The following is a 23,648-nucleotide window of genomic DNA, read 5'->3' on the forward strand; positions in this document are numbered from 1 at the left end:
TTCAATAATAAATAACCTGTTTACTATGTTGCTTTATTTAAGTTGATTGCCTACTTTTAAGACCTATAGGTTACAATTAGTAATTAAAACTTCGTAGATTATTTATGCAGATAAAAACCAGCCGCATCGAATCCATTGACATTTTAAGAGGTGCTGTTATGGTTATTATGGCATTAGATCATGTTAGAGACTTTTTTCATTATGGGGCTTTTAGTAGTGATCCTACAAATTTGGACACGACCACCCCTTTTTTATTTTTCACCCGATTTATAACACATTACTGTGCCCCTGTTTTTGTTTTTTTAGCTGGCACTTCTGCTTTTTTATACGGTACAAAAAAAACCAAACTCAAACTATTTAAGTTTTTATTAACCAGAGGCTTATGGTTAATCCTTTTAGAAATTGTCTTGAATAATTTATTGTGGTGGTTTGATTTTACATATAGCTTTATAGTACTCCAGGTAATTTGGGCCATAGGTTTGAGTATGCTTTTTTTATCCTTTTTAATTTATTTGCCTAAAAAAGTCATTTTGATTATCGGTATTATACTTGTTGCTGGTCATAATGCCTTAGATGGTGAAATTATGCAGGGAACAAGTTTTAAGTCCATAATATGGTATATCCTACATCAACAACAATTTGTGCCTATTGATTCAACTCGTGTAGTAGTATTTGCTTATCCAATAATTCCATGGATCGGTTTAATGGCATTAGGATATTGCTTAGGTTCTTTTTATCAAAAAGATTTTAATGTAAGTATTCGTAAAAAATGGCTACTTATCTTGGGGATTGGTTCTACAACACTATTCTTTGTCTTAAGAGGACTCAATGTTTATGGTGATTTGGTACCATGGTCTGTGCAAGATACCACAACAAAAACCATTTTATCATTTTTTAAGGTCACCAAATATCCACCTTCATTAGTATATGTATTAATAACAATAGGGCCTTCATTGTTATTTTTATACGGTATAGAAACGGTTAAAAATAAAATTTCAGACTTTTTTTTAGTTTTTGGGCGTGTACCATTGTTTTACTATTTTCTACACGTATTTGTCATTCACACTTTGGCTATAATTGGACTTTTAATCTTTGAAGGCAACTGGAAATACATGATATTATCCGCCAATGCTTTCAGCAACCAAAATTTTGCCAATTACGGTTATTCTTTGTTCATAGTCTATTTAATATGGATTGGTGTGATCGCTCTTCTGTATTTTCCATCTAAAAAATACATGATTTATAAAACAAATAATAAAGATAAATGGTGGTTAAGCTACTTATAACTGTATGAAACAAAAAAAAGAGGATTTTAAAAGAACGGTTGGTGTTCTGGGCTTATCTGCCAATATTGTTAATATTATTATTGGAGCGGGTATTTTTGCATTACCAGCAGTGATAGCTTCTAAAATGGGGGCTTCAAGTATTATTGCTTATATTTTTTGTGGTATTTTAATAGCACTAGTCATGCTATGCTTTGCTGAAGCTGGCAGCAAAGTAACAAATACTGGGGGGCCGTATACCTACATTGAAACGGCTTTTGGAAAGTATGCTGGATTTTTGGGAGGTATTTTTGCCATAGGAGCTGCACTATTCGCAGATGCATCAGTATCTAATGCCTTAGTAAATATATTAAGTTCAGCTTATCCAAGTTTTGAACGTGAATGGGTTCGCTTATTGTTTCTATTTGTCATTTTCTTCGGATTGGCCTATATCAATATCATCGGTTTAAAACAGGGCATTGGTTTGGTTAAATTCAATACCATTGCCAAATTAACACCTTTACTCGTTCTAGTGCTTATTGGATGGAAAGACGTATCATTTAGTAATCTATATATTGACAATATGCCTAGTGCTGGAAAGATTGGGGAAACATCTCTAATTTTATTCTTTGCCTTTCAAGGTGCAGAAACTGGGCTTGTTGTTGGCGGAGAAGTTGTCAACCCAAAACGTACGGTTCCAAAGGGTATTTTTATTAGTATTTTAACGGTAGTATGCATGTATATTTTAATACAAACCGTGTCACAAGGTGTTTTAGGCAATGATCTCCCTAATTTTAAAGCTGCTCCACTAGCAGAAACTGCTAAAGTTGTTTTTGGTCCCTTTGGGTATACTTTATTATTTATCGGCGCTGTTGTTTCTATGTTTGGTTTTTTAAGCGGCTCTATTCTAAACAATCCAAGGGTTGTATACGCATTGTCCAGAGACCATGTTATCCCTTTAAAAATAGTATCTAAAATTCACAAGTCATTTAAAACACCACACATAGCTATTATTGTATATGCCATTATTGGCTTTATACTCTCTGTTAGTGGTAGTTTTGAAAAATTGGCTATCATTGCCAGCAGTGCCATGTTAATTATATATTTAGGTGTAGCACTGTCTGTTATGAAATTACGTAAGTCTCAAAAACCTAAAGAAGGAGAGTTCAAAATCCCTGGTGGCTATATCGTTCCCATTCTTTCTATCGCTATTATTTTATACTTTTTATCTAATTTATCTATAGATGAAATGACGTCTACAGGTATTTTTATAGCCATTTTATCTCTTATTTATGGCATATTTAAACTAAGAAACGTAGACTTCTAAAATAACAAGTGTCTAAAAAATAACTCGAATTTCAAATTCTACTACTTCAACTTTATTCTATCTTGAGCAGTGTTGAAATTCCCAGCACAAGCAAGGATAAACTTTTAATGCCTATTTTTTTGAGTCATCTTTACTGTGCTCGATAGGGCTGTTTCTGTTTTCAATACTTCTATTTTTTTTAAACAGTTTTTTTATTCTTTGTAGTTTTTTTTACTCTTTCAATTTTCCACTAAAAACACTTACTTTAGAGTTAAAGGGGTTTCCTGAAGCACGACGGAGCATAACGACCTGTCCCGTATGCCATAAAGCATCTGCAATAGGACCATTAATAATATTCCAAAAAGGAAATCTATCATTATCAAATTTTGAGACATCATCCATAACTCTTAAAATATCTGAGGCCTTTTTAAAATTTAATAAGGTTTGTTTTCTTTTCTCTTCAAACGTGAGCTCTGTTTGTTTAGTTCTTTCTCCTTGTTCTGATATTGAACTAAGAATAAAATTTGAAAGTCCCAATATGTGCTCTATAGTCTCTGCACTTGAGCGTCCAGTTTCACTAGGTTTATAAGCAAGATCTTCATTTCGTAAACCTTCTGTAGCCCAATAGTAGCGAAAACCCAACCCATCTAACATTCTGGAAGTTACTGTTCCTGCGGTATAGTTTTCTGAATGATTTGGGATTTCATAATAAGGCAATGCTTCTTTTTCGGATTGTGCCATTACTTGCGTTGATACCAGTAAGATTAATAACATAGCAACTTTTTTCATTTTATTCTATTTTGGTTCTAGTGACATGACGTAATCGTAACTTTCATTTAAATAACAGGCAACATGATCTAAATCTTCTAACATGTTTTGAGGAATTAGTACATAACCTTTCATGACGGCTCCGTAAGACCTATATATTGACGAATTAAACTCTTTTATATATTTTTCTTGAATTTCTTTTGAAAATCTAATACCTATTTCACAATCTTTATTAAAAAGAGAAAACATATAGCCATTGGCAGAAGTATATGGCATCGTTTTTCCTTTCCGCTCAAATCTTGGGCATTTATCAATGAGCTGATCGTAAATCTTTAGTTTTTCATCCCACATAATTATTTTTTTATTTGTTTTCCATTTGCAATAGGATTAACACCATATTTATCAAACAAGTAAACAAGTGCTGTCATTGTAGCAGCTCCTAATTCCAATTCGCGTTTATTAACAGCATCAAAAGTATCGTTACTGGCATGATGATGATCAAAATAACGTTGGGAGTCTGGTCTTAACCCTGCCAATACATTGGTCTTTGTTTTAAGAGGCCCAACATCAGCACCGCTGCCTCCTTTTTCAAAATAATGAATTAAATAAGGTTTGAACAACGGCTGCCAACTTAATACCTGATTAAAACTTGCATCGTTACAATCGAAAGAAAATCCACGTGGTGTAAACCCTCCAGCATCACTCTCCAGAGCGAATACATGGTTTTCTCCTTTTTGTCTAGCCACTTCGGCATATTTTTTCCCACCTCGCAAACCATTCTCTTCATTCATGAATAATACAACCCGAATACTTCTTTTAGGTTTTATTCCAGATATTTTCAATAGGCGTAATACATCCATAGATTGTACTACACCAGCCCCATCATCGTGAGAACCATCACCTAAATCCCAAGAATCCAAATGACCACCAACAATCATATACTCATTTGGAAATTCACTTCCGGTTATTTGTCCGATAACATTATAAGACAAGACATCTTTAAATTGCTTACAATTTTGCTTAAAATAGAATTTTAGTGATTTGTTTAGCTTTAGCATCGTACTCAACAACTCGGCATCATTGGTACTGATAGCCGCAGATGGTATACGATCTGCAACAGGTAAATCACCATAAATCATACTTCCTGTATGTGGAAAATCGTCTAATCTTAAATTCATGGATCTAACAATTACCCCAACAGCTCCATACTTTGAAGCCTCTACAGCTCCTTTATAACGTTGATTAACACAGCCTCCGTATGCCTCAAATGTGCTAATTAAATCTGCTTGCATGGGTCTGTTATAAAATACTATTTTACCTTCTATATTTTCTTTGCCTAGTGTTTTTAACTCTTCAAAATTTTTAACTTCAACAACATGTGCTTTTAAACCTAAAGCTGGCGTGGCCACAGAACCTCCTAAAGCACAGATATTTACAGTTGTTGTTTTAGTTCTTTTTCCTTTCTCCGACTCTATGTAAGCATATTCTTTAAAACCACGCACCCATTTAGGAACCATTACGGGTTGTAGCCAAACCTTATCTAGGCCTAGTTTATCGAGTTCTTCTTTTGTATAATTAACTGCTTTCTCTGCATTTAAGGACCCTGATAAACGTCCGCCTATTTGGTTAGATAAGTAATTCAACCAATCGTAACTTTTACCATTGGTTAAAGATGCTTTATAGATTTTTTTCAGGACTTCGGCATCATTTTGAGCATATGTATTAATTGAAAATATGATTCCTAAGAGGTAAATTGGCCATTTTAATTTTCTCATATAATTTTTTAAGTTTAAAGATACTACTTATTATAGGCATGGAATCTAAACAAAATCATAAAAAATTAATCCTGTTATCAGATGATCTACTCATTGTTTAATTCTTCCTTGTACTGTTGGAGATTCTCCTTAATTTTATCATCAAGTTCGGGTTCCCTGATATCTGTATATTTACTCAAAACATCGTACATTATTTTGGCCACCATATAACGTGCTGTAGGTTTATCATCTGCTGGAATCGTATACCATGGTGCATGTGGTTTCGATGTTCTGTTTATAGCATCTTCATAACATTCTTGATACTTATCCCAAAGCTTACGTTCTTTTAGATCGCCCGGAGAAAACTTCCAATTTTTTTCTTGTTTTTCTAAACGTCGAAGCAATCTTCTTTTTTGTTCTTCTTTTGAAAGATTTAAGAAAAATTTAAAAATGATGGTTCCGTTGTCAGCTATATGTTTTTCAAAATTATTAATTTCATCAAAGCGTTTATCCCAGAAAGCATCATCAATATCATCAACAGTATTTACTGTTGGCATGTTTTCCCCTAAGATATATCCTGGATGCACTCTTGTTACCAATACATTTTCATAGTGCGTTCGGTTAAAAACACCAAATTTACCTCGAGCTGGAAGCGCTATATAATGCCTCCAAATGTAGTCATGTTTAAGCTCCAACTCTGTAGGAACCTTAAAACTATGAACGACAACACCACGAGCATTAAAATCTTTAAAAACTTCACGTATTAAACTATCCTTTCCTGAAGTATCCATTCCTTGTAAGCAGACTAAAACAGCATATTTACCATGGGCATAAATAGTGTCTTGAAGTTTACCTAATTTCTTTCTAACGCTTTTTAATTCTTTCTCTGCATGATCAATTATAACTTTAGTTTCAGAATTTTTTAATGTTATGTTTGTGGTTACTTTGTAATTGTCCATTGTTAAATGTTTATGTGGCTTAAATATATAAAAATGCCATCGATTATATTCTATTAGCTAATCAATTATATCATACCGACCATTAATTGTTTCTATTGAAAACAGCTAAATAAATGTCTTATGAATTGTTCCTTTGATATTATTTTAAATTATGAAAAGAAGCGTAATAATACAAGGGAGTTCAAGAAGCCATGGAGATACTAACAAAATAGTCAATTATATGGCGATGAAAAATAACATGGATATTATTGATTTAAACACGAAAAATATTGGTCATTATGATTATGACTATAAAAATGAAGATGATGATTTTTTAGGTTTAATCACACATATTATTGAAACTTATGATACTATAATTTTCGCTACTCCAGTTTATTGGTATAGCATGAGTGGTATTTTAAAAGTGTTTTTTGATAGAATTTCAGATCTATTGAGAGTACATAAAATTACCGGTAGAAAATTAAGGGGTAAAAGTATGGCTATGATAAGTTGTAGTAATTCTGATGACTTAAAAGAGGGCTTTTCTATGCCATTTTTAGAGTCTGCAAACTATTTAGGCATGCATTATCTAGGAAATATTCATACATATATTGAAAATGGGACTATTAATAGTGAAATAAAACTTAGAATTGATCATTTTATAAAAACCATAAGCCATGTTATGTAATTGAATTATTTTAACAAAAAAGTAATACAAAAGCTACAATTTAAACAATTTATCGATTAAAAATCACATTAAAGGCGTTTTATTTCGATGAAATACATGTTTTTTATAATCTTTTTAATACATTGCTATCCCTATTTATGTTATTAAAACCAATTCTATGAAAAATTATTACTTATTATTCTTTCTAATCGCATCATTAGTTGTTAATGGGCAAGGAGATTGTGACTATACCAATTCTTATCTTGTTAGTGCCTACTCGCATGTTAAGGATTCATATGATTCTAATAATATAAATCATTTACAATATTATGCCAACAGGTCTTTAGAATCGTTTAAGCTTGCTAAAAAAACACTAAGTGATTGTAATTGTGAACCTGCACTAGAACTTGCCGATAAATGTATAGAATTATTGGCAAAAGTTGATGGTGCTGAAACTTTTGAAGCTGGCCGTTTTTATGTAAAGCGTGCCAGAGATTATAGTAAAAACAGTGTAATCGAAATTGATAAATGTTCTGTTTCTACGCCATCTAACGATGATAGTGGAGATCTTGCTCAAGCTGAAAGCCAAGATGTTGGTCTTTCCGACTTAGAAAAAGAACAACTAAGGCTAAAACAACAGCAGGAGGCTTTAAAGCTTAAAGAGCAGCAAATCAAAATGAAATTGGCTGAGCAAAAAGAAAAGGAATTAATAATTAAAAAGAAAAAATTAATTCTTTCTTACGAAAGTGCTATTTCTTCAAACATAGATGCATACAATGAGACATTAAACACTTGTGAGTGTATTAATTATAAGCCTTTTAGGGACAACAACTCACTTGAAGATATGACAGAAAAAAGTATTGAAGAGGTAAAAATTCACTACACCAACCGTATCAAATCTATGGCCTCTGAATATTTAGCACTATTAAATAGTTGCGATCAATAATTTAGACTTAATACAACAAATTAAGTTTATAAAAACGAGGCTGCCAGAAAAGTGTTTCAGGCAGCCTCGTTTTTTTTATAATCTATTCTATTTACTTAGAAGCAAACAACTTCACATCTTCCTCACTCACTTCACTACCTCCAAGAATAATTAAGCGTTCTACAACGTTACGTAATTCTCTAATGTTTCCTGTCCAATCATAATCTTGAAGTAACTTAATAGCTTTACTTGAAAACGATTTTTTAGCAGTTCCCTGTTCACTGGCAATTTTTTCTGTAAAGTGATTTACCAATAAGGGAATATCATCTCGCCTATCATTTAAAGCTGGTACTTTAATCAATATAACGGCTAGTCTGTGATATAAATCTTCACGAAACCTTCCCTCAGCAATTTCCTTCTTTAAATCTTTATTTGTAGCTGCTACGACACGCACATTTACCTTAATATCCTTATCACTTCCTACACGCTGGATACGGCTTTCCTGTAATGCTCGAAGTACCTTTGCTTGTGCAGGCAAACTCATATCTCCAATTTCATCTAAAAAAATAGTCCCCCCATTGGCTGCTTCAAATTTACCAGCTCTATCCTTTACTGCACTGGTAAAGGCTCCTTTAACATGACCGAATAATTCACTCTCTATCAATTCACTAGGAATTGCTGCGCAATTAACCTCTATCATGGCCCCTTTTGATCTATCACTTTTTTGGTGTAACCAATGTGCAACCAGTTCTTTTCCTGTTCCATTAGGTCCCGTGATAAGTACACGTGCATCTGTTTGCGCTACTTTTTCAATAATAGATTTTATATGAGAAATGGCTTTGCTTTCTCCAATCATCTCAAAATTCTTGCTTACTTTCTTTTTAAGCAATTTATTTTCGACTACTAATTCCTTTTTATCCAATGCATTACGGACTGTATTTAGCAATCTATTTAAATCTGGTGGTTTCGATATGTAATCAAAAGCCCCTAGACGCATAGTATTTACTGCTGTATCCAGATCTCCATGACCTGAAATCATGACAATAGGTGTTTCTGGTTTAATTTTTTTTACTGCCTCTAAAACTTCAACACCATCCATTTTTGGCATTTTTATATCACAAAGCACTAAATCGAAATCGTCATTTTTTATTTTTTCAATTCCTGATAAACCATCTTCTGCTTCATCAACTTGGTACTTATCATTTTCTTCTGAAAGAATTTTTACTAACACCCGTCTAATGGCTGCTTCGTCTTCTATTACTAGTATTTTTGGCATTTTATTTTAAATTAAAGAATATGGATGAAAAGCATCTGTATTCAATTTGTAAATTTATTTTAATCTTTATTCTGTGAAATAATATGTATATCTCTCTGTGGAAATGGTATACTTATATTATTTTCTCTAAATAGCCTATCTATTTCAAAACGGATATCGCTTTTTGGGTATAGGGCTTTAAAACTATCATTTATTGTGAAAATAACTTTAAAATTCAGAGAACTATCTCCAAAATCTGTAAACACTACGGCGGGTTCTGGTGTGCTAATTACATCTGAATGGGTACTCGCAGCTTGTAGCAATAGTTTCTTTACTAACTGTACATCGCTACCATAGGCCACTCCTATGCTAACAGATTCTCTAGTTGTCGTTCCATTCTGGGTCCAATTGTATAAGCTATTTTCTAAATATAAATGATTGGGAATTACCAAAACCTTATTATCGATAGTCACTGCTCTGGTTGTTCTTAATTTAATTTCTTCTACACGACCAACTTTTCCATCAATTTCAATGATATCTCCAACATGGACGGATTGATCTATAAGGATAAATATTCCTGAAATTATATCTTTAAACAATGTCTGTAGAGCTAAACCAACTCCAATTAATAAAGCGGCAGAGGCTGCAAAAATAGCAGTAACATTTATGCCTATTGAATCAAAAACAACAAGGGTAACAATAATATAAGTAATCCATCTGGCAAAAGAAAAAACAGAGTTGAACTTTGCTTTATCTTCAACTGGCATCTTCCTCGTTACTAATTTCTTAATCCATCTTAAAAGATACGTTGTAATAATAATAACAGCGATTACGAGCAGAACATACTTCACTTTAAGAACAATATGATGAATATTGTCTCCTGTACCATAAGTAAAATCTATAAGCTTAAACTCCAGAAAATCACCAAATTTTTCCCATACAGAACTTTTGGTAATAGCTTCACCTATTTCTTCTACACTTTCTTCTATTTTATTTCCTTCTTGCATCTTAGTATTTAATCCACTTTATCAATTCTTTATAACTTGGTTTCTTACCATACATTAAAATTCCGACCCTGTATATTTTCGCTGCAAACCAGACCGTAAACATAAAAGAACCAATTAATAACAATAATGATACCAATTGTTGCCATAGTGGCACTCCAAAAGGAATACGCATCAGCATCACCACGGGTGACGTAAATGGTATAAAAGAAAATACCGTAGATACTGTGCCGTGCGGATCTTCAATCACTGTAAAGATACCAATATAAACTGCTAAAATGAGAGGCAAAATAATTGGTAGTAAAAACTGCTGTGTATCGGTTTCATTATCGACAGCTGCTCCGATAGCCGCATATAATGAACTAAATAATAAATAGCCGCCAATAAAAAATAATATAAATGCAATAATAAGATTCATCAATGGTAAATTTTGCATAGCAGTTTTAAAAGATTCAAAATAAAAATTAAAACCAGAACCTTGTGGAGCCAATTGCATGAACTCTTGCTGAGATGTTGCTGTATCGAATAGATTTATACCTATTACTAATGATACAATAGTCATTAACAGACCTCCAAAAATCATCCAAATAACAAACTGGGTAATACCAGCCAAAGAGGTTCCAATAATTTTACCAAGCATTAACTGCACGGGTTTTACAGAAGAAATAATTATCTCTATAATTCTGCTTGTTTTTTCCTCAATCACACTACGCATAATCATATTACCATAAATGATGATAAACATAAACAACAGATAGCCCGCAGCGATTCCAAAACCAAGTTTAGCAAAACTATCTATCTTTGACGTTTTTTCGCCTTCAAAGCTTTCCTGGGCTATCTCAACTCTTATTTTTGAAGCATTAATCAAATCAATATCTATGTCTTGCTGTTGCAATTTAATATTAGTAAATGTCTTCTCTAATTTATTCTCTAAATCTGATATCAAAGTAAGCGATGGAGATTCTTCTGAATAAAACTTAACATGATCTGAAACTGTTTCTATGGTATCAAACTTCCCTATATGCAACAGTCCGTAAGATGCTGTTTCTTTTGATAATAGTTTTGCTTCTTCCAAAGACATGTTCTCTAAAAAGTGGTAGGTAGTTTTATCTGATTTTTTAAAGGTCTCTTGTACCAATCCAGACTCATCCAAAACAGAAACTGTGCGTACCTTATCATTATTTAATTGTGATAAATAAGCAACAACTGCAATAAGAACTATCATTATAATCGGACTTAAAATAGTCATCACTATAAATGATTTATTTTTAACTTTCGTTAAATATTCACGCTTTATTATAAGTGGTAAATGGTTCATAAAAATTAATTATTCTTTACAGTTTGAATAAAAATGTCATTCACACTTGGTATCAACTCAACAAAATGCGAGATCTCTCCTTTTGAGCTTAAATAACTTAATAAATCGTTTGGTTTATCTGTTTCAGAAAGTTTTATATTCAATTTTAATTCATCCTCTAAAGTTTTAAAATTAGCTTCAGAAATGTCAAACTTATTTGATAATTCTTGTTCTAAAATTTCTTTGTTATTAACACGAATACCAACTTCGTATGTATTTATTTTATACTGTTTTTTAACGTCAATTAATTTTCCATCAAGAATTTTATTCGATTTGTGGATCAATGCTATATCATCACATAACTCTTCGACAGATTCCATTCTATGGGTTGAAAAAATAACAGTTGCTCCATCTTCTCGTAAACGTAAAATTTCGTCTTTAATCAAATTGGCATTTATAGGATCGAATCCTGAAAAAGGCTCATCAAAGATTAAAAGTTTTGGTTGGTGTAACACTGTAACTACGAACTGTATTTTTTGGGCCATTCCCTTAGACAACTCTTGAATTTTCTTATTCCACCAGTCACCAATCTCTAAACGCTCAAACCAATACTTTAATCGTGTTCTTGCATCCTTTTTACTTAAACCTTTCAACTGCGCTAAATATAAAGCTTGCTCCCCTACTTTCATGGACTTATAAAGCCCTCGTTCTTCTGGCAAATAACCAATATCTTTAATATGGGTAGGATTGAGCAATTCGCCATCTAAAAATACCTGCCCTTGATCTGGAATGGTTATTTGGTTAATAATCCGTATAAGGGTTGTTTTACCAGCACCATTAGGCCCTAACAAACCAAATATACTACCCTTAGGAACTGTTATTGATACCTTATTGAGTGCTTTAAAGTTTCCGAAGTTTTTAGAAACCTCTTTAACTTCTAGTAAGTTGTTCATTTTTATTTTTTAATTGGCTTGATAAATGTAAATATATTAAATGTTATAGTTATAAATAATATATTAAATAATGTTGTAAAAGCGTCCAAATGCTTGTATTGACTATATAAAAAACAAAACCCACCCTTAATAAATTAAGGATGGGAAAAAAATTGCTATGAAAAAGAAAAATTATCACTAAAATAAATTAGTGATGATCCAAATATAGTTATTTTTTACATACTAATAACAAAACTATAAAAGAACTTTCTTTTATAGTTTAAAAAATTTGTATACACAAACCTTATCTATATTAATGATAGTGCGTTGTTTTTAAGAGAACATATCTTTTACTTTTTCAAAAAACGATTTATCAGAACTTTCTGGCTTAGGATCGAAATGTTCATCATTTCTCATGGATTCAAAAAATTCTTTTTGTTGTTTATTTAAGGTCTTGGGGGTCCATACATTTACATGCACCAACAAATCTCCTTTACCGTAACCGTTTATACTTGGTATACCTTTTCCACGTAAGCGTAAAATTTTACCCGATTGTACACCTGCTTCTACTTTAATACGTACTTTGCCTGTAACTGTGTCAATTTCTTTGGTGGTCCCTAAAACAGCATCAGGATAGCTTACATATAAATCATAGTGTAAATTATCACCTTCACGTTGTAATTTATCATGCGCTTCTTCTTCTATAAGCACTATAAGATCTCCTGAAACACCATTACCAGGTGCTTCATTTCCTTTTCCAGATACTTTAAGTTGCATCCCATCTACAACGCCTGCCGGTATTTTTATAGAAACGGTCTCCTCTGCTACTTTTAGTCCTTGAGAATCTGCGTCATTAGGTTTTTTATCGATGGTCTGCCCTGCACCGCCACACACATTACAAGGTGCAGATGTTTGCATTCTACCTAGGATAGTATTTGCTATACGTGTTACTTGTCCACTACCATTACATGTAGAGCATGTTTTATAAGTAGTTCCTGGTGCTTGAATTTTACGTTTAACCTTTATTTTTTTCTCAATGCCATTGGCAATTTCCTCCAAAGTCAATTTTACACGAATGCGAAGGTTACTTCCTTTTACACGACGTTGACCTCCGCCACCTCCAAAACCAGAGAAACCGCCACCAAAGCCACCACCAAAAATATCACCAAATTGACTGAAAATGTCATCCATATTCATGCCACCTCCGCCAAAACCACCACCGCCATTTTCAAAGGCTTGATGACCAAATTGATCGTAACGTGCTTTTTTATCGGCATCACTCAACACTTCATAAGCTTCGGCTGCTTCTTTAAACTTAGCTTCTGCTTCTTTATCATCTGGATTTTTATCTGGGTGAAACTCAATTGCTTTTTTTCGGTAAGCTTTTTTAATTTCACTTGCAGATGCTCCTTTGCTAATTCCTAATACCTCGTAATAATCTCTTTTAGCCATATCTATGTTTTATTGCCCTATAACAACTTTTGGAAAACGAATTACCTTTTCACCAAGCTTATAACCTTTTTCAATAACATCAATAATTTTTCCTTTTAAGTCATCACTAGGAGCTGGTATTTGAGTTACGGCTTCATGGTCATCTGCATTAAAAGCATCTCCTTTTTCTACCTTAACGGCTGTTAATCCTTTTTGTTCTAAAGTTTTTACTAATTTTTGATAGATTAATAAAACACCTTTACGCAATTCTTCTGCTTCTTTATCCTCTTCGATATGTGTTAATGCACGCTCAAAATCATCTAGAATTGGCAATAGTGTTTTCATTACATCTTCACTTGCTGTCGAAAATAACTCGATACGTTCTTTAGAAGTTCGTCGCTTATAATTTTCAAATTCGGCGAATAAACGTAAATATTTGTCTTTTTCTTGTTTTAATTCTGCCTGAAGCCTCTCTTCTGCTGTTTGTTCTTCAACTACTTGCTCTTCAACTTCAACAGTTTCATTTTGTGGACTATCTATTTGATCGTTCTCTATATCGTTTGTTGTTTCTTTCTTGCTCATTATTGCATTTAAATTTTATACAAATACTAAATTTAGTTGGCAAAAGTACTGCCAATATTATAAAAATGTCATAATGTCATTAAATATTTTTTTAGTTAACCTCATTATTCAATCATATAATCTAAAAGATATATATGTTCTAGCCTTTAATTTTAAATATTTGTAAGATTTCACTTCTATAAATGAACAGTTTATACTATATTTTGCAATATCTATTCTACTAAAACAACATCGATTTGCCTACTTTTGTAAACAGAAGTAAACAAAGAAGTCCTAGTGATCATAATATATTAACCAACAATGGTCACAATAAAAAAATATGACATACCTGAGCGCCGTAAGAGAAAGACCAATACTCTCATTTAAAAATTTGGTCAGATATTAATGCAATAATTCTAAACCCTAAGCTCACTAATATTGCAAAGGCGCCATGGTATGTAATACCAATTGAAAGCGTATGGTATTAACAAAAATAATATAGATTAATAGCCAATTCCCCTTATTTATTATGTAATTGAGCTAAATGTTTTGAAGCACTTTGTCATTTTACATTACCATAAAATGGTAAAGTGTTTTTGTTTTGTGACTAAGCAAGCATTAATCTACCTAATTTACTATAAATAGGTATTATTCATTGATTATTGCAGGAAGCAAATATTTTTCTAACATATCATAATAGTCCGATTCATTATTATAGTTTCCTGCAGTAATAACAACCACCATATTAAGCTCTGGAAATACTGCTATTGTTTGTCCTCCATGCCCTAAAGCATTATAATAATTTATTTGTTGGTTATTTACAGTAATTGTTGGTTCTATATACCACATATAACCATAATCTACAAACTCGAATAATTTACCATAAGGCGTTAGACTTTCTTCTATCCAATCTTCTGAAATAACCCGTTTCCCATTCCAAAGTCCTTTATTTAAATATAACTGACCAAATCTTGCCATATCTCTTGGGGTCATATCTGCTCCCATTCCCATAGCTGGATTTCCTTTAGGCGTTTTTTCCCATTTAAAGCTTTTTATTCCAATAGGTTCAAACAGAAACTTTGATGCAAAATTTTCGACTGAATAATTCGTACTTTTTTTCAAAACAGGTTCTAACAATTGGGTACTACCCGTACAGTAAGCATTTACTTTATCGGGTTCATGAATCATTTTTACATTTAGCATATAGTCTATATAATCGCTTGAACGTAAAAAAGTATTAAAATCGCCCGAAGTTTTATTATCAAAATCATCACAGTCCAAACCGTGGCGCATCGTCAATAAATCTTTAATCCTGATATTTCTCTTTAAACTATCCCATTTATGCTCATATACAGAACCTTTGTAAAACGATGCTACCGAAGATGATGCATTTTCTATATGCCCCTGATCAATCGCAATCCCAATCAATGCAGAAGTAATACTTTTGGTAACTGATGCGATGTCATGTGTTTTATCTTTGTGATAGCCTTTATAATAGGATTCGAAAACTAATTTTTTATCTTTAACGATTAGTAAACTATGAATATCTTTATATTTTTCTCCATTTATCTGTTCTTTTAATAAGTTTACTTTTTCTAAACTCATCTTTACATTTTCTACATGATCTGTTTCCCAATCGTTTTCAACTTTTTCAGGAATACTATATTTATCTTGGGAGTTGCAAGAACATACTAAAAGGCACAATAAACCAGCATAAAGAAACTTCATAATATCAATATTTATTCAACAATAAATATGTCTAAATGAAGGGTGTTTTGTTACACTAATTTTAAAAATATCTATTGCAAAATATTCACTAAAGCAGACCTTACATGATGATACTTAAAATTGAATCCCCTATTTTCAATTTTTTTAGAACTTACACGCTGACTTTCAAATAATAATGTATGCATCTCTCCCAATACTGACCTTAAAAAGAATTTAGGGATATTTGGTAAAAATAATGGTTTGCGCAGTATATTGGCTATCGTTTTTATTAACTCATTATTTGTTACGGGATTTGGGGCTACACCATTATAAACACCTTTTAAGTTATTTTCTAAAATATATAAAAACATATCAGCCAAATCTTGAATATGTATCCAAGACTGCCATTGTTTTCCATTACCAAAGGCAGCACCTAACCCAAACTTAATTGGTTTAATCATTTCTTGTAATGCGCCTCCTTCTTTCGCCAAAACCAACCCTATTCTTATTTTAGAAACTTCTATACCTAATTTAGCAAAGGCATCAACTTCTTCTTCCCATAGCTGTACAACATTACTTAAAAAAGACTTACCAAAATCTTTAGAACCTTCTTCATAATAATTAGTTAGGGAATCTGAATAAATTCCAATAGCACTTGCTGAAATAACTTGTTTTATAGTATGTGTTTCTCCTTTTAAAGTATTTATTAGTAATTGTGTAGACGCTTTTCTGCTTGACAAAATTTCCTTTTTATAAGTAGGGGTCCAACGTTTAGATACTGTTGCACCTGCTAAATGTATAATCGCATCTATATTTTTAAAACAATCTGTATCTATTTCTTGGGTCTTCGGATTCCAGTAATACCCACGATAGTTTTCTCCTTGAGATATTTTAGAATTATTGGTCGTTAGATAATTTACTGCAATATTTTTTTCCTGGCAAAGTTTTACAATTTCCTGCCCAATTAAACCTGTCGCTCCTGTTATTAAAACTCGCATGCTCTTTTTTTATAAAGTTACAAAAAGCCCCATCAGTTTACTAATGATTTATATTAGGTTTAACAGTATTTTTAGATATTCCTAAGCATCGTATCGCGATTCTTTGTAGGGCATAATATTTGGATAAATACTAATACTCAGGCCTTTTTAGTAGCCCTGAGCATTTCACGTTTACCAGGAGGCCCAGGCAAACGTTCAACTTTAAAACCTACAGCTTCCATAGCACGACGCACACTTCCTTTTGCGGAATAAGTTACTAAAACTCCTTCTATCTGTAAGGCATCATACATTTTTGAGAATATGGACTCTGTCCATAATTCGGGTTGTACTCTAGCTCCAAAAGCATCAAAGTATATAATATTGTATGCTTCTTTTTCCTTTATTTCTGAAAAGAAACGGTTTTGTTTTTCTATTGAAAAATTTCTGGAAAGCTTATGAGTTTCTTCCCAAGATATTTTATGAAGTTCTTTAAAAATTCCTTTTTTATTTTCTATATTTAATTCAGATGGGTAATTTAACTGATCTATTTCACCCATTGAAACTGGATAGCCTTCAACTCCAAAATAATTAATACTAACATCTAATTTTTCCGATTCTATCAAGGTAATAAAGGCATTTAAACCTGTCCCAAAACCAATTTCTAAAATAGAGATGTGTTTATGTCCACTTGATATTGGTACAGTATTATAAAAGTGATGTAGTCCATGCTTTATAAACACATGATAGGCTTCTTGTATAGCGCCATGTTTAGAGTGATACTGCTCATCCCAATCGGGTAAATGAATGGTAGATGAACCATCAGCAGTTATTACAACTTCTCGTTTCATGCAGTTATTTTATTTGTAAAATTGTTACCTGTAACATCTACAATGATTATAGTTAAATTAAAAAAGGAACAAGAAGGATGTTTCAAAATCATTGCTTTAGCAAAACACCATCCGCTTCAAACGAGTAAGTTCTTTTAGATGCTGTAATAGCTTCTATGGCTTCAGCAGACTTCCCTGCATCTTCAGCGTAATGTTTCAATTCATCAACTGGGATTTCCTTTATATAAGCCTTTCCATTCACAATAACCTCTTTTCCAGCAATATCTTTGGGCACAAAAAAACCATAATCTTTAAATTTTACCATGACTTCTTTATTATCATCCAAATTTAAAGTCATCCAACATCCCTTTGCCTGACAAACACCAGTAACTTTAGCAATCATTTTAGAATTGATAGAATCTCCAGCATTCATGGTTTTATAGTGATACGCCATAGAAGTCGCTGCAATAGCATCATCTGCAATAATCTCTTTTCCAAAAGATGTATATACAATGTCTTCTGTTTTTGGGATAATTTCGAGCTTTTCTTCACTTTTATTTTTGCAAGAATTTAACACTAAAACACATATAATTACTAAGGTAATTGACTTCATGCTGTGAATATTTCAATTTTAAACGATTTATGTAAATATACCGTTTTTTTAAAAACGTTTTTACTTAAATTTGTATGAATAAATAACTAGACTTATGAACCCTATAATCAACAATATTGAGATTATAAAAGCCAAAACTACTAAAATTAATGATGTAGATTTTGACAATTTAAAATTTGGACATGTTTTTTCCGATCACATGCTGGAATGTCATTTTAAAGATGGTGCATGGCAAGCTCCTAAGGTCATTCCTTATCAGGCGATTAGTTTAGATCCATCTGCTAAAATCTTTCATTATGGCCAATCTGTCTTTGAAGGCATGAAAGCTTACAAAGATGCCAATGAAGATGTCTGGTTATTTCGCCCAATAGATAATTTTAAACGCCTGAATATATCGTCTAAACGTTTAGCCATTCCTGAATTACCAGAAAGCTATTTTATGGACGGTCTTAAAACTTTGTTACAAGTTGATAATGAATGGATCCCTAAAAAAGATGGGAGTTCGTTATACATAAGACCTTTTGTTTTTGCTTCTGGAAATGGTTTTCATGCCTCTCCAGCAGATGAATACACCTTTATTATTGCGACAGCGCCTTCTGGTGCCTATTTTTCTGGAAAAGTAAAGGTGTTAATTGAAGAGAGATACTCACGTTCTGCTAATGGTGGTGTTGGTTTTGCTAAAGCTGGTGGTAACTACGCCGGACAGTTTTACCCAACACAATTGGCTATAGAAAAAGGATATCAACAAGTTATTTGGACAGACGATAATACGCATGAATATATTGAAGAAGCTGGTGCCATGAATATTTTTGTTCGTATTAATGACACACTTATAACTGGCCCCACTAGTGATCGAATTCTAGATGGTATTACACGTAAAAGTATTATTGAATTAGCAGAAGCTGAAGGTATTCCTGTGGAAGTTAGAAAATTATCTGTTCAAGAAGTAGTTACTGCTGCAAAAGATGGTTCTTTAAAAGAAATGTTTGGAGCTGGTACGGCTGCGGTTATTTCTCCTATTGCCGGATTCGGTTATAAGGATACGGATTATGACCTACCAGAATCAGAAGACACTTATGCAAACTTTTTAAAGAAACGCATTACCGATATACAAACGAACAAAACCGAAGACCCTTTTGGTTGGAGGTATAAGGTTGAATAAGCTTTTTAAGTATTGTTCATATTTATAAAGTCTGAAAAAATATTTTAGATACAATTGAGAGCTTTTTATTAGAAAAAGCGAGCCATATAGATTAACAGATTTCCATAGTCGTTTGTCTTCGACTACGCCCAAACTAGAACTCTCTAACAATACAAGGTGTTTTTCAGACTTTTTATTTATCCTATCTATACAATACGTTCTATTTATCCAATATAGATTCAATATTAGGCTTAAAATAATTAGGACCTTTAAGTACTTTACCATCTTCTCTATAAATAGGCTGACCGTCTTCCCCTAATTTGCTCATATTGCTGCGTTGTATTTCGTCAAATACTTCTTCGATTTTATACTGCATGCCATGCTCTATAATGGTGCCGCATAAAATATAAAGCATATCTCCCAAAGCATCAGCAACTTCAACCAAATCATTATTATTGGCGGCTTCTAAATACTCCTCGTTTTCTTCTTTCATTAAATTAAAACGCAGTGTGTTCTTCTCGGTTCCCAAATCTGCTTTCGGAGTTTCCCTGTGCCCTATCTTAAATGCCGTATGAAATGCCTTTACGGCTTCAATTTTATTTTTCATCAAAAATATTTTTTATTTCCCTGAGAAAGGAAATCTTTAGTGTTTTATTAAATTTGCATAAAAATAACCATATGTTTAGTAAAGGTCAAATCATTTTCGGAGTTTTATTCTTTGTCGTCTTTGCTATTATTATAGGTTATACTTACCGAAAAGATTTAAAACTTCACAAACGCTTTTACGCTGGCAGTATATGGATACTCATAGCTTTTATTGCTTTTATTTTATTCATAACAGCCATTAAATTCTTTTTAAAATAGCATTTTATCGATATTTATTGCTTTTTGTCGATTATTTTGTTTTTTTTTGCATCATCTGCAGCTTATGTTTGTGAAATCAAACTAATATTTTTTAGTTATGCAGAACAAATCTATTATTAACCAATTAACAATCAATTACATGAAAATTACCAAAACCCTACTTACATTAATCGCTTTTACTGTGTTAGCATATTCCTGTTCATCGGATGATGGAAACAACAATGGAAATGAGCAATTAGCAGATGAACAAAATCAATTAGAAGAAGCTCCCGTTCCTGTTGAAAATTTGAATTCTGATATTTCTATTGAAGGCGCAACAAAAAACCAAGGCACTCCTCCTGCACCTAATAGCAGTTTAAATTTAGAAATAAGTTCGGACAAAGCTGAAGCTTTTCAAAGCTCAGGTTTTAATTTAAAATTCTCTTCAACTGAAACCAACATTGCTGGTGCTTATCTCTTATTTAAAGACGCTGATAATAACACTGCTTCTGATTATTTCGATATTCCTGTTTCTAGTTTTAAAACAAACAAATCTGGTGGCACCAAAGAAAATCAGTCTTCAAAAAAGAATCCACTATTTAAAAACAATAATCTTATAGATGGTGAGTATGAAATCGATGTAGATTTTGATAACACTTTTCCTCCAGGAAAATTTTGTGGGGATCTATGTATTTATGACGAAGAGAATAATATTAGTCAAATTGTTACCGTTTGTGTAGAAGTAGAAGCATGGGGTGGAAACGCTACCATAGTTGGCGAATGGATTTTAGAAGAATCCACTGATGGTGATAAATATACTGTTAACTGCGAAAATCAAGAAACTGTAGAAGCTGACTATAATCAAATTATTAAAGAAGAGGCTATACTAAGTATTGAAAGTAATGGAAGTTTCTATTTAACAGAATATGAAGAATATAAATCTTTAAACTTTGAAGCTTCTTCAACTAACTGTGAAGCTGTTTACTTTGACGAGGTCGAAAAATATGACATCAAAGAAACAGGTAAATGGGCATACAACGAGACTGACAATACGTTAACGTTAATATCATTTAAATATGAAGATTTTATCGAATCTCAATATAGCGAAGATTATGCCAATGGAGATTTGATATTAGAAAGTGGTAAAGTAGAATTTTTAAATGGAAAGCTAATCGTTACCGAAACTTATACAGATGGTAACGAAACTTATACGGATACATTTACTTTTATAAAAAAATAGCCGATTAATTATTTTAATTAATTTAAAGCCTTTTCAAATAGGTTAACACTTAAAAGCCAGGGAATTTAAATTCCCTGGTTTTTTCTTTTATATGATTAGCCATTTCTTACCAATAAATTAACATTACTAATTTACTTTCAATACTTTATAGCTAAAACAATTTTTGTGTTCAATTTCCTAATCAAAGAAGGAAATACCCTTAAATAAAATACATTTTATATCTTAATAGCCCAATATACCCAGTATTGGGTATGTTTTTGTGTCAAAAAACATGACACATTTGCAATATTAATTAACCAATCCAACCCTCTCATGAAAAAACTAGTCGCTCCCATTACCATGTTTTTATTTGGGATCATTTCATTTGCTGTGATAATGATTATCACCCATAAAATGGAACTTGACTTTAAAAACGACCCTCACTTTTGGTTTTACCGTGTATTGACAGCTCTTGCCGCAGCATCCATTAGTATTTCAATACCAGGAATGATTTCCTTAAATAACAAACCAGATGGAAACCCTCTTACACGTTTGAATGCAGAAGGTACAAACGAATGTAATCCCATGTCTCTTTTAGAAAAAGAACCTACCATTAGTGCTTCGAGTGCTATAGCTGTTTTGGTTTGGTTTATTTGTTTAATCCTTTAATTTAAAATTATTATGGATGAGAAAGATGCTAACGATTTATTAATAGAAATAACTAAAGGAATGGAAAGTATTCCTTTTATAAGTTACGCTGCTGTGGTTGAAAACCCCCTGCATAAAAATTATTACTTCATAGAATATGGACTATTCGAAAAGTATCGAATATTCCAGTATGAGCATTCTAAAAAATGGAGTATCAGGAATAAGGAAAATAGTGGTTTATATACATTTTTAAAAAACAGCAATTTATCAGATCTAGAATCTGATTTATATGATCAAAAACCTGTAATTAACCTATCGGAAATGTTCAAAAAAGAAACTTCTTATATTACCTTTCCAAGTTCTGGAGTTGAGACTTTACATAAAGAAAAGTCAAAAAACGATAAAGAAGAAAGGATTATTACTGGAGGGATTTCAATTGGAAATTTAAATATAGATGATAAAGGAGGCACATTAGGAGCTTTATTTTATTTACAAAAAAACGATAAGTTATATGCTATTACTAATTCTCATGTTGTTGCAAATGGTGACTCGAAAATAAATGAGGAAATTCATTTCCCTTCTTTAATACATGATCTCCCAAAACTTAGACATCATAAAATTGGGGAGCTAAAAAAATGGTTTCACAATTCAAAAATGGATGTTGCCATAGTAGAAATTACGAATGAAAAAAAATATCCATTACAATCAGGAGATAGAATTTGTAAAACTCCATTCAAAGGTCTAAACACTCCTAAGAAAAATTCTCTGGTATATAAAGTCGGTTATAATGGCAAAAGTTGTGGACACATAAGATCCTTAAATGCTTCTTTTCGAATTGATTCAAGTTATAATGGAGAAAGAAAACCTATAATTATGACAAATCAAATCATGATAGAAAATATCGATGTTGGCAAAGGGGACTCAGGCTCTGTAATCACAAATGAGAATAGAGAAGTTGTAGGAGTTTTATTTGCTAGGGACAAAGAAGCTAAACGATCTTTTTTTACCCCTATAAATGGCATTTTTGTAAATGAAGGAGGAAATGATATTAATAAAAACCCACCTTATAACTTTCATGAATTTTTACAATAATAAATTATAAATTTAAACATTATCAGATATGAATCACAATCACTACAAAGAACCTAAAGAAAAATTAATTCCAAGAAACACAGAAAAGGAGTATATTGTTTATCATACTTCATCTGAATTAATAACAGTTCAATTTATCAAATGGAATGACAACAAAATTCAAAAGGCTAGGTTTACAATACATGCATCCAGCACAATAAGAAATTTGCATAAAGCAGAAATATGTCCGCCTTCTCCTGATATGCCTGGATATAGGTTAAGTTTACATTCATTACATTTGGCAAGCCCTCCCCCTCCACCTAAAAAAAAATATGAACTAGACATAGATAATTTAGAAATTAAAACGGGACAGGATTTGATATTTGCATATATTAGATATTTAAAAGATGAAGAATACGACTCGAAATGGACATGCCACCATTTTGAAGATGCAGGAGGGGTTCCAGAAGTAAAAAAAGGTAATATACTAGTGGGACAATAA

General features: G+C 32.2%; 24 protein-coding genes. 9 read left to right on the forward strand and 15 right to left on the reverse strand.

Annotated elements, in window-relative coordinates; all coding sequences use genetic code 11:
- Window positions 1-104 precede the first annotated feature (104 nt).
- Both HHX25_RS03170 and HHX25_RS03175 read left to right on the forward strand, forming a co-directional pair.
- Window positions 105-1,286: a DUF1624 domain-containing protein gene (locus tag HHX25_RS03170; RefSeq protein ID WP_169670042.1), complete on the forward strand. Its 1,182-nt coding sequence runs from the start codon at window positions 105-107 to the stop codon at window positions 1,284-1,286.
- 4 nt (window positions 1,287-1,290) lie between these two features.
- Complete coding sequence (locus HHX25_RS03175) at window positions 1,291-2,589, forward strand: APC family permease (protein ID WP_169670044.1); 1,299 nt, start codon at window positions 1,291-1,293, stop codon at window positions 2,587-2,589.
- Window positions 2,590-2,799: 210 nt separating this feature from the next.
- On the opposite strand, the gene HHX25_RS03180 is transcribed toward HHX25_RS03175, so the two are convergent.
- The 4 genes from HHX25_RS03180 to HHX25_RS03195 form a co-directional block, all read right to left on the reverse strand.
- Window positions 2,800-3,357, reverse strand: a complete 558-nt coding sequence (locus tag HHX25_RS03180; protein ID WP_169670046.1) for a hypothetical protein — start codon at window positions 3,355-3,357, stop codon at window positions 2,800-2,802.
- 6 nt (window positions 3,358-3,363) lie between these two features.
- Complete coding sequence (locus tag HHX25_RS03185) at window positions 3,364-3,687, reverse strand: hypothetical protein (protein ID WP_169670048.1); 324 nt, start codon at window positions 3,685-3,687, stop codon at window positions 3,364-3,366.
- Window positions 3,688-3,689: 2 nt separating this feature from the next.
- Entirely contained in the window at window positions 3,690-5,111 is a 1,422-nt protein-coding gene (locus HHX25_RS03190; protein ID WP_169670050.1) for a M20/M25/M40 family metallo-hydrolase, read from the reverse strand.
- Window positions 5,112-5,197: 86 nt separating this feature from the next.
- Window positions 5,198-6,049 carry a PPK2 family polyphosphate kinase gene (locus HHX25_RS03195; RefSeq protein WP_169670052.1) on the reverse strand — a complete coding sequence of 284 codons (852 nt, stop codon included), beginning with the start codon at window positions 6,047-6,049 and terminating at the stop codon, window positions 5,198-5,200.
- Between the two features lie 151 nt (window positions 6,050-6,200).
- On the opposite strand from HHX25_RS03195, the gene HHX25_RS03200 reads away from it, so the two are divergent.
- Both HHX25_RS03200 and HHX25_RS03205 read left to right on the forward strand, forming a co-directional pair.
- The gene (locus HHX25_RS03200) at window positions 6,201-6,716 is read left to right on the forward strand and encodes a flavodoxin family protein (RefSeq protein WP_169670054.1); all 516 of its coding nucleotides are present in this window, start codon (window positions 6,201-6,203) and stop codon (window positions 6,714-6,716) included.
- A gap of 157 nt (window positions 6,717-6,873) precedes the next feature.
- Window positions 6,874-7,641 (forward strand): hypothetical protein, encoded by a 768-nt coding sequence (locus HHX25_RS03205; protein WP_169670056.1) that lies wholly within the window; start codon window positions 6,874-6,876, stop codon window positions 7,639-7,641.
- 91 nt (window positions 7,642-7,732) lie between these two features.
- Here HHX25_RS03205 and HHX25_RS03210 read toward each other — a convergent pair whose 3' ends face one another.
- From HHX25_RS03210 to HHX25_RS03255, 10 genes are all read right to left on the reverse strand, one after another.
- Complete coding sequence (locus HHX25_RS03210; RefSeq protein ID WP_169670058.1) at window positions 7,733-8,896, reverse strand: sigma-54-dependent transcriptional regulator; 1,164 nt, start codon at window positions 8,894-8,896, stop codon at window positions 7,733-7,735.
- Window positions 8,897-8,955: 59 nt separating this feature from the next.
- Window positions 8,956-9,882: a mechanosensitive ion channel family protein gene (locus tag HHX25_RS03215; RefSeq protein ID WP_169670059.1), complete on the reverse strand. Its 927-nt coding sequence runs from the start codon at window positions 9,880-9,882 to the stop codon at window positions 8,956-8,958.
- Between the two features lies 1 nt (window position 9,883).
- Entirely contained in the window at window positions 9,884-11,197 is a 1,314-nt protein-coding gene (locus HHX25_RS03220; protein WP_169670061.1) for an ABC transporter permease, read from the reverse strand.
- 5 nt (window positions 11,198-11,202) lie between these two features.
- Window positions 11,203-12,129 (reverse strand): ABC transporter ATP-binding protein, encoded by a 927-nt coding sequence (locus HHX25_RS03225; protein ID WP_169670063.1) that lies wholly within the window; start codon window positions 12,127-12,129, stop codon window positions 11,203-11,205.
- Between the two features lie 312 nt (window positions 12,130-12,441).
- A complete protein-coding gene (gene dnaJ, locus HHX25_RS03230) occupies window positions 12,442-13,560 on the reverse strand; it encodes a molecular chaperone DnaJ (protein ID WP_169670065.1) in 1,119 nt (372 codons plus the stop codon).
- A 9-nt stretch (window positions 13,561-13,569) separates the two neighbouring features.
- Window positions 13,570-14,121, reverse strand: a complete 552-nt coding sequence (locus tag HHX25_RS03235) for a nucleotide exchange factor GrpE (protein WP_169670067.1) — start codon at window positions 14,119-14,121, stop codon at window positions 13,570-13,572.
- A gap of 627 nt (window positions 14,122-14,748) precedes the next feature.
- Window positions 14,749-15,828 carry a serine hydrolase domain-containing protein gene (locus HHX25_RS03240; RefSeq protein WP_169670069.1) on the reverse strand — a complete coding sequence of 360 codons (1,080 nt, stop codon included), beginning with the start codon at window positions 15,826-15,828 and terminating at the stop codon, window positions 14,749-14,751.
- A 71-nt stretch (window positions 15,829-15,899) separates the two neighbouring features.
- Window positions 15,900-16,805, reverse strand: a complete 906-nt coding sequence (locus HHX25_RS03245) for a TIGR01777 family oxidoreductase (protein ID WP_169670071.1) — start codon at window positions 16,803-16,805, stop codon at window positions 15,900-15,902.
- 137 nt (window positions 16,806-16,942) lie between these two features.
- Window positions 16,943-17,632: a tRNA (5-methylaminomethyl-2-thiouridine)(34)-methyltransferase MnmD gene (mnmD, locus tag HHX25_RS03250; protein WP_169670073.1), complete on the reverse strand. Its 690-nt coding sequence runs from the start codon at window positions 17,630-17,632 to the stop codon at window positions 16,943-16,945.
- A gap of 88 nt (window positions 17,633-17,720) precedes the next feature.
- Complete coding sequence (locus HHX25_RS03255; protein WP_169670075.1) at window positions 17,721-18,224, reverse strand: DUF4920 domain-containing protein; 504 nt, start codon at window positions 18,222-18,224, stop codon at window positions 17,721-17,723.
- Between the two features lie 94 nt (window positions 18,225-18,318).
- On the opposite strand from HHX25_RS03255, the gene HHX25_RS03260 reads away from it, so the two are divergent.
- Complete coding sequence (locus HHX25_RS03260; protein ID WP_205957986.1) at window positions 18,319-19,386, forward strand: branched-chain amino acid aminotransferase; 1,068 nt, start codon at window positions 18,319-18,321, stop codon at window positions 19,384-19,386.
- A gap of 199 nt (window positions 19,387-19,585) precedes the next feature.
- Here the strand turns inward: HHX25_RS03260 and HHX25_RS03265 are convergent, their stop codons facing one another.
- Entirely contained in the window at window positions 19,586-19,972 is a 387-nt protein-coding gene (locus HHX25_RS03265) for a pyrophosphohydrolase domain-containing protein (protein WP_169670077.1), read from the reverse strand.
- A 396-nt stretch (window positions 19,973-20,368) separates the two neighbouring features.
- On the opposite strand from HHX25_RS03265, the gene HHX25_RS03270 reads away from it, so the two are divergent.
- The 4 genes from HHX25_RS03270 to HHX25_RS03285 all read left to right on the forward strand — a co-directional run bounded on the left by HHX25_RS03270 (window position 20,369) and on the right by HHX25_RS03285 (window position 23,648).
- Window positions 20,369-21,448: a hypothetical protein gene (locus HHX25_RS03270; RefSeq protein WP_169670079.1), complete on the forward strand. Its 1,080-nt coding sequence runs from the start codon at window positions 20,369-20,371 to the stop codon at window positions 21,446-21,448.
- A 312-nt stretch (window positions 21,449-21,760) separates the two neighbouring features.
- Entirely contained in the window at window positions 21,761-22,096 is a 336-nt protein-coding gene (locus HHX25_RS03275; protein ID WP_169670082.1) for a hypothetical protein, read from the forward strand.
- Between the two features lie 12 nt (window positions 22,097-22,108).
- A complete protein-coding gene (locus HHX25_RS03280) occupies window positions 22,109-23,167 on the forward strand; it encodes a trypsin-like serine protease (RefSeq protein WP_169670091.1) in 1,059 nt (352 codons plus the stop codon).
- A gap of 28 nt (window positions 23,168-23,195) precedes the next feature.
- Window positions 23,196-23,648 carry a hypothetical protein gene (locus HHX25_RS03285; RefSeq protein WP_169670093.1) on the forward strand — a complete coding sequence of 151 codons (453 nt, stop codon included), beginning with the start codon at window positions 23,196-23,198 and terminating at the stop codon, window positions 23,646-23,648.

Origin of the sequence: Flavivirga algicola (assembly GCF_012910715.1) — a bacterium.
Lineage (GTDB): Bacteria > Bacteroidota > Bacteroidia > Flavobacteriales > Flavobacteriaceae > Flavivirga > Flavivirga algicola.

What these genes read in the sequence shown, in the direction of transcription:
- HHX25_RS03170 (WP_169670042.1), top strand. Translation starts at nt 105, where the DNA reads ATGCAGATAAAAACCAGCCGCATCGAATCCATTGACATTTTAAGAGGT.
- HHX25_RS03175 (WP_169670044.1), top strand. Translation starts at nt 1,291, where the DNA reads ATGAAACAAAAAAAAGAGGATTTTAAAAGAACGGTTGGTGTTCTGGGC.
- HHX25_RS03180 (WP_169670046.1), bottom strand. Translation starts at nt 3,357, where the DNA reads ATGAAAAAAGTTGCTATGTTATTAATCTTACTGGTATCAACGCAAGTA.
- HHX25_RS03185 (WP_169670048.1), bottom strand. Translation starts at nt 3,687, where the DNA reads ATGTGGGATGAAAAACTAAAGATTTACGATCAGCTCATTGATAAATGC.
- HHX25_RS03190 (WP_169670050.1), bottom strand. Translation starts at nt 5,111, where the DNA reads ATGAGAAAATTAAAATGGCCAATTTACCTCTTAGGAATCATATTTTCA.
- HHX25_RS03195 (WP_169670052.1), bottom strand. Translation starts at nt 6,049, where the DNA reads ATGGACAATTACAAAGTAACCACAAACATAACATTAAAAAATTCTGAA.
- HHX25_RS03200 (WP_169670054.1), top strand. Translation starts at nt 6,201, where the DNA reads ATGAAAAGAAGCGTAATAATACAAGGGAGTTCAAGAAGCCATGGAGAT.
- HHX25_RS03205 (WP_169670056.1), top strand. Translation starts at nt 6,874, where the DNA reads ATGAAAAATTATTACTTATTATTCTTTCTAATCGCATCATTAGTTGTT.
- HHX25_RS03210 (WP_169670058.1), bottom strand. Translation starts at nt 8,896, where the DNA reads ATGCCAAAAATACTAGTAATAGAAGACGAAGCAGCCATTAGACGGGTG.
- HHX25_RS03215 (WP_169670059.1), bottom strand. Translation starts at nt 9,882, where the DNA reads ATGCAAGAAGGAAATAAAATAGAAGAAAGTGTAGAAGAAATAGGTGAA.
- HHX25_RS03220 (WP_169670061.1), bottom strand. Translation starts at nt 11,197, where the DNA reads ATGAACCATTTACCACTTATAATAAAGCGTGAATATTTAACGAAAGTT.
- HHX25_RS03225 (WP_169670063.1), bottom strand. Translation starts at nt 12,129, where the DNA reads ATGAACAACTTACTAGAAGTTAAAGAGGTTTCTAAAAACTTCGGAAAC.
- dnaJ (WP_169670065.1), bottom strand. Translation starts at nt 13,560, where the DNA reads ATGGCTAAAAGAGATTATTACGAGGTATTAGGAATTAGCAAAGGAGCA.
- HHX25_RS03235 (WP_169670067.1), bottom strand. Translation starts at nt 14,121, where the DNA reads ATGAGCAAGAAAGAAACAACAAACGATATAGAGAACGATCAAATAGAT.
- HHX25_RS03240 (WP_169670069.1), bottom strand. Translation starts at nt 15,828, where the DNA reads ATGAAGTTTCTTTATGCTGGTTTATTGTGCCTTTTAGTATGTTCTTGC.
- HHX25_RS03245 (WP_169670071.1), bottom strand. Translation starts at nt 16,805, where the DNA reads ATGCGAGTTTTAATAACAGGAGCGACAGGTTTAATTGGGCAGGAAATT.
- mnmD (WP_169670073.1), bottom strand. Translation starts at nt 17,632, where the DNA reads ATGAAACGAGAAGTTGTAATAACTGCTGATGGTTCATCTACCATTCAT.
- HHX25_RS03255 (WP_169670075.1), bottom strand. Translation starts at nt 18,224, where the DNA reads ATGAAGTCAATTACCTTAGTAATTATATGTGTTTTAGTGTTAAATTCT.
- HHX25_RS03260 (WP_205957986.1), top strand. Translation starts at nt 18,319, where the DNA reads ATGAACCCTATAATCAACAATATTGAGATTATAAAAGCCAAAACTACT.
- HHX25_RS03265 (WP_169670077.1), bottom strand. Translation starts at nt 19,972, where the DNA reads ATGAAAAATAAAATTGAAGCCGTAAAGGCATTTCATACGGCATTTAAG.
- HHX25_RS03270 (WP_169670079.1), top strand. Translation starts at nt 20,369, where the DNA reads ATGAAAATTACCAAAACCCTACTTACATTAATCGCTTTTACTGTGTTA.
- HHX25_RS03275 (WP_169670082.1), top strand. Translation starts at nt 21,761, where the DNA reads ATGAAAAAACTAGTCGCTCCCATTACCATGTTTTTATTTGGGATCATT.
- HHX25_RS03280 (WP_169670091.1), top strand. Translation starts at nt 22,109, where the DNA reads ATGGATGAGAAAGATGCTAACGATTTATTAATAGAAATAACTAAAGGA.
- HHX25_RS03285 (WP_169670093.1), top strand. Translation starts at nt 23,196, where the DNA reads ATGAATCACAATCACTACAAAGAACCTAAAGAAAAATTAATTCCAAGA.